General features: G+C 58.9%; 7 protein-coding genes and 1 tRNA gene. 2 read left to right on the top strand and 6 right to left on the bottom strand.

The window, feature by feature from the left end:
- Positions 1 to 1069: 1069 nt before the first annotated feature.
- A complete protein-coding gene (locus SM763_RS23460; RefSeq protein WP_368999932.1) occupies positions 1070 to 2248 on the bottom strand; it encodes a DUF6538 domain-containing protein in 1179 nt (392 codons plus the stop codon).
- Positions 2249 to 2313: 65 nt separating this feature from the next.
- Positions 2314 to 2389 (bottom strand) — tRNA-Thr (locus SM763_RS23455).
- A gap of 403 nt (positions 2390 to 2792) precedes the next feature.
- Here SM763_RS23455 and SM763_RS23450 point away from each other — a divergent pair.
- Together SM763_RS23450 and SM763_RS23445 are read left to right on the top strand one after the other, a co-directional pair.
- The gene (locus SM763_RS23450; protein WP_065272040.1) at positions 2793 to 3083 is read left to right on the top strand and encodes a hypothetical protein; all 291 of its coding nucleotides are present in this window, start codon (positions 2793 to 2795) and stop codon (positions 3081 to 3083) included.
- 66 nt (positions 3084 to 3149) lie between these two features.
- Positions 3150 to 3671: a hypothetical protein gene (locus SM763_RS23445; RefSeq protein ID WP_274830015.1), complete on the top strand. Its 522-nt coding sequence runs from the start codon at positions 3150 to 3152 to the stop codon at positions 3669 to 3671.
- Positions 3672 to 3720: 49 nt separating this feature from the next.
- On the opposite strand, the gene SM763_RS23440 is transcribed toward SM763_RS23445, so the two are convergent.
- The 4 genes from SM763_RS23440 to SM763_RS23425 form a co-directional block, all read right to left on the bottom strand.
- Positions 3721 to 5772 (bottom strand): DEAD/DEAH box helicase, encoded by a 2052-nt coding sequence (locus SM763_RS23440; RefSeq protein WP_347508753.1) that lies wholly within the window; start codon positions 5770 to 5772, stop codon positions 3721 to 3723.
- Positions 5773 to 6022: 250 nt separating this feature from the next.
- Positions 6023 to 6448: a hypothetical protein gene (locus SM763_RS23435; RefSeq protein WP_065272042.1), complete on the bottom strand. Its 426-nt coding sequence runs from the start codon at positions 6446 to 6448 to the stop codon at positions 6023 to 6025.
- A 304-nt stretch (positions 6449 to 6752) separates the two neighbouring features.
- Positions 6753 to 8849, bottom strand: coding sequence for a molybdopterin-dependent oxidoreductase (locus SM763_RS23430; RefSeq protein WP_368999931.1), 2097 nt, complete (start codon positions 8847 to 8849; stop codon positions 6753 to 6755).
- Positions 8850 to 9065: 216 nt separating this feature from the next.
- On the bottom strand, positions 9066 to 9427 hold a 362-nt coding region (locus SM763_RS23425; protein ID WP_368999930.1), incomplete at its 5' end, for an adenosylhomocysteinase.

The raw sequence follows: 9427 nt of genomic DNA, 5'->3' as shown, positions 1-9427 counted from the left end.
CCGTAGTACAAATCGTGCCTGTTGACCGGGACTCCACGGGGCTGATATCCCTTATTTTGCTGATGCTTGCCGTGCCAACGGTGCCTGTAACGGGAATAGAACAACCGTCTTGGGGCACCACCTATCCATCTAAGGCATTGTTTTGCATCAGTTTTTGGGCTGATCAAGACGAGGCGTAGAACAGCTTCTGTTTCAGTGTTTCACGTTGGGGGTGAAGGACGCCATTTTTCTGGTGGGCGGCGGTGGACAACTAGAAGGTTTCTTTCCAAAAACTTCTGGCCGGTAGCAGTCAGCGATAATCTCGGCATTTTCCCCATGACCTCAGGCTGTGTGCCAGTCATCAGATTGACCAAAGGTTCGTTGGCCTCATGATCGAGGTGCAGTGCCAAGGCAAGAGCCATCGTCCGTGTTGCAGGGCCATTTATGTGTTGGTATCTGCCCTTCCTTTGAAATTGCCTTTTGGAGAACGGAATCGCAACGCAGTCGAAGGCCTCCTCTGGGTAATACTTTTGCAGGGACGCAAGGTGTGACAGGCTATTTAGGATCAAAGTCAGTGGCTTGTGGTGGACAGGAAAGTTCGCGACTGTTGGCCAGAGAAATTGCCTGGACCTCGAGTGAAACGCAAAAACCTCTTCTTCGAATGTGGAAACGACATGCGGGTCTTCGACGATCTTATGAAGCAGTTTTGCCGAACTATGGATCAGCTTGTATTGTAGACCTTTTGAATACGGCAACTTTGAGAACATAGGGAAGGAGTTGAAAAAGCATCCAGGGTGAACTCAAGATCTGAGCCGACGACGCCGACAACGTATTCCTCTGAAGCATCCCATTTTAGTCTCTTCGAATCATTGCACATGACAGAACCTCCTCGGGGAGAATGGTCGCTGAAAGGCAAGATTTTGTCAAAAATACAATAGCTTAGGTAATAGCTGGGGGAGCTTCTGTGGTAACTTCCGAGGTGCCATTGTGCGGTGTGAGAGGCTTCGTGTGACTTGAACTGAACTGAAGCATCGAAGTCTTGGCCTTTTGTAGGCCGTTCAGCTGAGGGCAGTTGAATGCAAGTGCGATGCTATAGTGCGACGCGGCCCACCCAGCGGGAAAGTACCTCTATCGGATACCCCTGTCCGTAGCCATGCCCCACGCCATCTGTCTGCCACCCTCCGATCTGATCTGCGATGTCAGAAGGGCATTCCACGGCCCTCAACCGATCACGCATCGAGTGGCGGAAACCGTGCATCGTTGCTCCCTTCGGCACGTAGGCTTTGAGCCACTTGTTCAGACCTGCACTGGCAGAGTTGGCGTTGGTCGTTCCCGTGGTGTTGTATCTCGGGAAGGCGAACCTGCTGTCTGTTTCCTGCGCGTGGATCCTTTTTGCTGCCCATTCTGCTGAGCCGACTAGGGGAACGATCCGTTTGCTGCTGTCGGTCTTGAGGCTTCTCCAGGGGTGAGGGTCAATCCGAGCGACCCAGCCGCCGCTCTCATCCCGGTAGATGTCTTCCCTCAAAAGACCTGCAGCTTCGGCCAAACGCATGCCGGTATCTGCCACCATGGCCACCAACCATCGCATTTCGTCGTCGATCTCTTTGCACTTCTCCTGAACGGTTCGGATGTCCTGCACGGGGATGGAGCTACGACCTGACACCCCGGCGTTGCGATCATAGTAGACGTTGGCGAAGGGCGAGGTGGTGGACAGCCCTTCCTCTGCCACGGCGAAGTTGAAGACCGCCCGGACGGTGCCGAAGATCCGGGTAATGCTGCTGCCAGCCAGCCCCCGCTTGATCAGGGCGTCACGGAACTTGTTCGCGTCTGCCTTGGTGTAGCCTGTTAGGGGTTTGTCTCCGCAGACGTCGATCACGTAGCCGCAAGACCTATGTGCCGCACGCTGGAATGTCTCAGGGCGTCCCTGACCTTTCAGGCGCAGGTACGTCAAGACAGCCTCCGACAGCGTCAGAACATCAGACGTGACAGAGGCGTCTTCCGGCGAGAGAGGAGCCTGCCGGGTCAGACCATGCCGGAGAAGGTGTTTGCCAGGGAGTTCCGCATCCTGTGTGCGAAGATGGTACCAGTACTCGTCCAGCTTGCAGGCAGCCCTGTTTGCCCGCGAGAGAGCGATGGAACGGGATCTGGTCCGCAGCGAGTAGGAGATCTTACCCGACGAGTAATGCTGTCGGAGGTCCACCGGGATACGGCGGGTGAAGTAGTAGATGCCTTCCTTCACGAAGACATAGCTGCGCGAAATGTTCTCCAATTTGTTCTACGCCTCGTCTTGATCAGCCCAAAAACTGATGCAAAACAATGCCTTAGATGGATGGGTGGTGCCCCAAGACGGACTTGAACCGCCGACCTACTATTTACGAAACAGTTGCTCTACCGACTGAGCTATTGGGGCTACGCGGCTGTTCATTTAGCCCCTCACAGCGTACCGTGCAAGGCAAAACTGGCTGTGTTTAACCACCCGGCTGCCGGGGCCAGATGTTGCGCAGATCATTTGTCTGACACGCAGTCTATTCAACACATCGCGAGTAGAAATGATCCCTGCACGGGTATCATATGGCAGATCCGGCGTGCGATATGGATGTGGCGCGGAACCCGAAGGTCCCGCGCCGGAAAATTTTTCGGTTCTGAAATAATGTTCGGCTGCCACCACTCACGGTTTAACAAAAGCGACCGGACGAAAGTTATACTACCGTACAATAATAACGTGTCAACATGATACCATTTGCTGTTTTAGGCTGTTCGTGTATTACACTCTTGTGACACACACTTGGCATTAAAAATTAATACAGGACGCTATGTCTGACATTTCCAAACTGACAGAGTTGCGAAAACTGATGCTCGATATGGAAAGCTCGATGGGGCTTCAGGAGCTGTCTACGGTTGAACGTGATGTGTACTACGCCGCGAGCGACTTTCCGGACACCTCCGACGGCGTGCGCACCAACACCATCCGGGCGCATGCCATCGTGGCCAGCATGTCGCGTCCGACATTTTTCCGGGCCTTGAAGTCGCTGGTCGGCAAAGGATATCTGGAGCAAAGCGGCAGCGCGAGCCGGGGGCGATATCTGGTGAAGGCACCCAAATAGGAACAGGGGGCGTCACACAGATGAAGGCGGGGACGGGATTTGAAAGCTCTGGCGACAGAAACAACAGTGGTTACACTGTGCTACCTGCTGGCTTGCCTGGTCGCCTTCGAACTGCTGATGCCGATCCAATTGAGGGTCTTTCCCGGCGTTGAAAGCGATTCCAGCCTTCTGTTCCTTCCTCATGGGGTGAAGGTGCTTGCCGCCTGGCTGCTGGGATGGCGGGCAAGCATTGCCCTGTTTCCCGGCGTCTTTCTGGTTTTTCTGTACTTCTCAGGGGCCAGTGTTCTTGAACCGCCTCGGATCGCTGCAATGGCGATTGCGGTTCTTGTTCCGTCGGCCGTCTTTCACCTGATCAAACTGGCCGGATGGGATCTGTCGCCTTATTCCGGCCGCAGGCCACGCTGGGCCAGCATCATGTTTGCCGGATTTCTGGTTTCCGTGGTGTCTTCGGTGCTCAGCAATCTGGCCTTCCAAAGCCCGCCCCAGGATTACTTCGTTTACCTGATCGGTGACTTCTTTGGATTGTTCTTCTTGTCACTGATCCTGATGTTCCTGTTCCGCGCCCTGCGCAAACACCAGATGCGTTGAGCCTGTAAATCAGGGCAAAGACTGCGCTTTGCCCTGATGTCATCTCAGATCAGCTTTTAGGCCGACGGGGTTTTGCGGAACCGCCTTTTCCCGCCTTGGCCAGGGCCGCACGGGCCTTGTTCTTCTTGCTGTTCGGCTTGCCCTTTGGCGGCGGCGGTCCCTTGGGGCCGCGGGTTGCGAAATGCGGTTTGCCGCCGTCCTTTTTGCGCAGGCTCTTGCTGGCATCGCCCGCGCCGGGCTTGCCTGCTGGTTTACTGGCAGGCTTGCTGCGCGGGGTCACCACAGCGTTCGGCTCGCGCGGGGCGGCGGCCTCGTGCTTCTTGTGACGGGGACGCTCGTCCCGGTCCGATTTGTTTGCGCGGGGTTTGCGCGGACCATCGGATTTGTCGAAGCCTGGCTTGTCATAGGACCGTTCACCGCGCCGGTCATCCGGGCGGGAATCCTGACCACGATGCGGACGTTTTCCGCCCGGCTTCGGTCCGTCGAACTTTCTGGGGCCACCGGGGCGGCCTGCGGGACGTCCGGCGGGGATGTTCGGCGGGCTGTCCAGTTGCGTCAGCTTGGTGCCATCGTCCAGCACCATCTCGGTGCCAAGCGCCGCCAGAAATCCGGCTGCGCTGCTTTCGCGAATCTCGGCAAAGGTCTCGTCCTGCTGGATGCGGATGGCACCGATATCGGATTTGGTGATGTTGCCGGCCCGGCACAGCATCGGCAGCAACCGGCGCGGATCGGCGCCTTCGTTGCGCCCTGCGGCGATCGAGAACCAGACGCTGGGACCAAAGGGTTCGCGCGGCTCAGGTTTGGCGTTTGCTTCGGAGAGCTCTTCAGGGGCAGAGCGCGCGCTGCGCCACAGCCGCAGATAGGCTGCGGCCAGTTGTTCTGCCGAGAAGGCTTCGCTCAGCTGCGTCACCATGGGCTGTTCGCTGTCACTGACGGCTTCGTGCCAGGCGGGATCTGCCAGCATACGTTCGCCATCGCGTTCCGACACGGCCTCGGCCGAGGGCGCGTTGCCCCATTCGGCCTGCAGCTTGGCCATTTTCAACAGGCGCTCGGCCTTTTTGCGGGCTTTCGGAGGCACGATCAGCGCGCTGACGCCCTTGCGACCGGCGCGACCGGTCCGGCCGGAACGGTGCAGCAGGGTTTCGTGGCTGGAGGGCAATTCGGCGTGCACCACCAGATCAAGGTTCGGCAGGTCGATCCCGCGCGCCGCCACATCAGTGGCCACGCAGACGCGGGCACGCCCGTCGCGCATGGCCTGCAGGGCATGGCTGCGTTCGGACTGTGACAGCTCACCCGACAGGGCCACGACCGAAAAGCCACGGTTCGACAGGCGTGTCACCAGACGGTTCACCATGGCGCGGGTGTTGCAGAACACGATGGCATTGGGTGCCTCGTAGAACCTCAGCACGTTGATGATGGCGTTTTCATCGTCGCGCGGCGCCACTGCCATAGCGTGGTATTCAATATCGCTGTGCTGCGATTTCTCGGCGACGGTGGTGATCCGCATGGCATCGCGCTGATAGCTTTTTGCAAGCTGGGCAATTGCCGGGGGAACCGTGGCAGAGAACAGCAGCGTCTGGCGTTCTTCCGGGGCCTCACCCAGAATGAACTCCAGATCCTCACGGAAACCGAGATCGAGCATTTCATCGGCTTCGTCTAGCACCACTGCGCGCAGCTCGGACAGGTCGATGGACCCGCGCATGATATGGTCGCGCAGACGGCCCGGGGTGGCGACAACGATATGAGCGCCCCGGTCCAGCGCCCGGCGCTCATCCCGCATGTCCATGCCGCCCACACAGGAGGCGACAGTTGCACCGGCCTCACCATAGAGCCAGCTGAGTTCGCGTTTCACCTGCAGGGCCAGTTCGCGGGTCGGTGCAATCACCAGCGCCAGCGGCAAAGCTGCCGAGCCAAAACGGTCTTCATCGCCCAGAATGGCCCCGGCAATGGCGAGGCCAAATCCGACGGTCTTTCCCGAACCGGTCTGCGCCGAAACCAACAGGTCCGCGCTGCCCAGGGCCGGATCGGTCACGGCCTCCTGAACGGGAGTAAGTTTGTCATATCCACGGCGCTCCAGCGCCATAGCGAGTGTCTGTTTCAAAGGAAGGTCTGCTTTTTTCTATAGGAGCGGAGGCGGCTCGGGAGGTGGCGCAAAATGCTGCGCCGGTGCCGACAATTGGCCGCGTATAGGGCATTCAGACCCGAATGTATAGCTATCTTGTGATCTGGCCGGTATGCGGTCAGCGCGGGGCAGCGATAAGCCTCGCTTGGCGTCAACCGCGCTACGCCGATCACCCGCCGTGCCCACATTCTGTTGCGGCTGACGGCAGGGGGCAGATTGTTGACGTTTTTCAGGACGGTGACAGGGACACCGGCTGTTTCAGGCTCACGCCAACCTTGGCCAACTGGGCGCCAAGCTCGTTGATGATTTCGTCCTGTTTGCTGCAATCCGCGATAATCTTGTAAAAGTTTTCGACGTCGTCTTCGTTCAGGACGGGCCGGGAATCGCACAGAGCGGTCGCGCCGTCTTGTTCTGGTGTCTCGGACCCAGTTACCATCAGGTCGCTGCGGGAAATGCCAAAGCACCGGTGCAGAACTTCGATACGAACCAGGCTTTCCAACGAATTCCGGTTTACCCTGATGCAGTCGGGCGCTTCATCCAGGCAAGTTTCAGCGCAGGCTGCCAATTTCTTCCATGAGATCAGCCGGTCGATTTCGGACAGAATTCTTTCTTGCCGCGTTGCCTTTTTCTTCCGTCCGAGCAGGTTCTGTATCATTGCAGACCGTCCTTCCGCTTGAATAAAAACCGGTTAAAAAACCGTTCGATTTCGATATAAACCAATCTTTATTTTGAGCGGGTTTGAGTCAATCTAGGGGACCATGGGCAATCGTTCAGCCAGCACTCCCCTTTTGGCGGCGACATGTACTGAACGGATACAAAGGGCCAGAAAGGGAGCAGCACCTATCCTTTTGTGCATTTGACAGCCCTTTTCTCGAGGTATCCCCAATCAGATTGGCCTGTGGTCCGAGACCGGGGCCCAGCCCCCGAGAAAAGGCCCCGGATACCGCCTGCTCTGTCGCCTATGCGATAGCCTTCACCGCCACCGGAACCCCGTTAAAGGCCGCATTGCCGCTGATGGGATCAATCCGGGTGTCATCCGTCAGATCATTGATCGAGACGGTCTGAACCCGGGTCGCCGTCATCAGTTTCCCCTGTCGCTGTCCCCAGCCCTGCGGGATAGACACCACCCCCGGTGCAATCTCATCCGTCACCTCGGCCGGCATGGTGACCTGCCCGACACGGCTGTGCACCGCAACGTCCATCCCGTCCTCGATGCTCAGCCGGTTCGCATCGGCGGGGTGCATCTGCACCGTGCAGCGGTTGCGGCCCTTCACCAGACGCTGGCTGTTCTGTGTCCAGCTGTTGTGGCTGCGTACCTGCCGACGCCCGATCATCAGCAGCGGGTAATCATCGCTGACCGGCGGCTCAAAGGCCAGCAGTCGCGGCAAGTCAGCAAGGAACACCTCTGGCGCCAGATCCAGCTTGCCATCCGGCGTTTCCAGCCGATCGGCAAGGCTTTCAACGAGCGGCCCCAGATCAATCGCTCCGGTCTCAGCGCCCAGCATCGCGTCTGTCGTCACCCGATCGCCGTGGTATCCGCGCGGCAACAGCGCCGTCAGCGTCTCAACCGGCGAAGGGCCGATGCTGTTGCTGCCACTCAACCTCGCGGCCAGCCGGGCGATGACTTCCCACTCCTGCGGGTTGTCATTGGGCGGCGTAAACACCGGCTCGGCAAAGGCAGCGGTATTGCGCACGGCAAAACTGTGGAACACCATATCATAAACGTACTCTTCAAGCGCCACGGTGGCGGGCAGGATCAGATCGGCATGGCGGGTGGTGTCATTGATGTGCAGATCAATCGACATCATGAAATCCAGCTGCTCCATCGCCGCCCCGATGCGCAGCCCGTTGGGCGCAGTCAGCACAGGATTGCCTGCCACGGTGACCATGGCCCGGATTTGCCCCTCGCCCGGAGTTTCCATCTCCTCGGCCAGGACCGAGACAGGGAATTCACCGTTATACAGCGGCTGTCCGGACACCCGCGAGCGTTTCTCGGGATAGCTGCGCACGCGACCCTTGCGGCTGGTCATACCCACGTAATCCAGCGCTGGGGTGGTGAACATGGCGCCGCCCGGGCTGTCAAAATTGCCGGTGATGATATTGAGCGCATTGCTGGCCCATTGGCACAGGGTACCAAAGCTTTGTGTCGAGGCCCCCATGCGCGCATAGCATACCGCCGAACCGGCGCGGGCAAAATCATGGGCTAGAGAGCGGATAGTATCTGCGTCGATACCGGTCATTTTTGCCGCCAGGTCCGGCGTGAACGGCTGCACCGCCTGTTTCAGCGCATCGCCGCCCCGCACAACCGGGTTAAGCGTGCCGGGACGGTCCAGACCTGCGGCAAACACTTCATGGATCAGCGCCAGCAGCAGGAAGGCATCAGTCTCGGGGCGGATGAACAGATGTGCGCTGGCCTTCTCGGCGGTTTCGGTGCGTCTGGGGTCCACCACCACGCTGCGTCCGCCACGCGCGTGCAGCTCCTCCATCCGCTTGCCAAATCCCGGCGCGGTCATCATCGACCCGTTTGATACCAGGGGATTGCCGCCGATGATCAGCATGAAATCGGTGCGGTCCACATCCGGCACCGGGATCAGCATCGGATGGCCCAGCATGTGGATCGAGGCAACGTGATGCGGGATCTGATCCGCCGTGGCCGAGGAATAGCGGTTCTGCGTCCCCAGCGCCTTGACCAGCCGCGGCAGGGTCAGGAGGTTGCCGAACTTATGCGCGTTGGGGTTGCCCAGATAGGTCCCCACGGCGTCCTTACCGTGGGCCTCCTGCACCTCTTCGATCCGGGTTGCGGCATATTCCAGCGCCTCCTCCCACGACACTGGCACGAACTGACCGTCCACCTTTTTCAACGGCGTGGTCACCCGGTCCGGGTCGGTGCGGAAATCCTGCAGGGCAATCGCCTTGGGGCAGATATGCCCCCGCGACAGGGGGTCATCCGGGTTGGGCTTAATCGACACGACCTCGGTGTCGGTATGCGTGACGATCAACCCGCACATGGCTTCGCATATATTGCAGGTCCGGAATTGTGTCTTTTGGTCGCTCATGGCTGCCTCCCCTGTTCCTCCCGGTCCAGCGGCGTGCAAAGCCACAGGGACCAGGATCAGCCTAGACCAGCCGTCGTCACCTTGTCAGAGCCTTATCCCGCGTCTTTCCGGTTTCGACCAAACGTCATCTCGCAGTTTCTGCGCCCTATTGAAGCCAAAACAAAAAAGCCCCCGCATGATTTGCGGGGGCTTTGTGGTGTTCTGCTGTAGGGCCGGTCAGTAACGGTAGTGTTCCGGCTTGAAGGGGCCTTCGGGGGTAACGCCGATATAGGCGGCCTGTTCCGCGCTGAGCGTGGTCAGCTTGACGCCGATGCGTTCCAGATGCAGACGCGCGACCTTCTCGTCCAGATGCTTGGGCAGGATGTAGACCTCGTTTTTATACTCCTCACCGCGGGTCCAGAGCTCGATCTGCGCCAGAACCTGGTTGGTGAAGGAAGCCGACATCACAAACGACGGGTGGCCGGTGGCATTGCCAAGGTTCAACAGGCGCCCTTCGGACAGAAGGATGATGCGGTTGCCCGAGGGCATCTCGATCATGTCCACCTGTTCCTTGATGTTGGTCCACTTGTGGTTCTTGA

The sequence above is a fragment of the Pseudophaeobacter sp. C1-32P7 genome (genome assembly GCF_041008775.1).
Taxonomy (GTDB): Bacteria; Pseudomonadota; Alphaproteobacteria; order Rhodobacterales; family Rhodobacteraceae; genus Phycobacter; species Phycobacter gallaeciensis_A.
The sequence above is the reverse complement of the archived record's forward strand: the minus strand, read 5'-3'. Positions and strand labels throughout refer to the sequence as shown.

What these genes read in the sequence shown, in the direction of transcription:
- SM763_RS23435 (WP_065272042.1), bottom strand. Translation starts at nt 6,448, where the DNA reads ATGATACAGAACCTGCTCGGACGGAAGAAAAAGGCAACGCGGCAAGAA.
- SM763_RS23450 (WP_065272040.1), top strand. Translation starts at nt 2,793, where the DNA reads ATGTCTGACATTTCCAAACTGACAGAGTTGCGAAAACTGATGCTCGAT.
- SM763_RS23430 (WP_368999931.1), bottom strand. Translation starts at nt 8,849, where the DNA reads ATGAGCGACCAAAAGACACAATTCCGGACCTGCAATATATGCGAAGCC.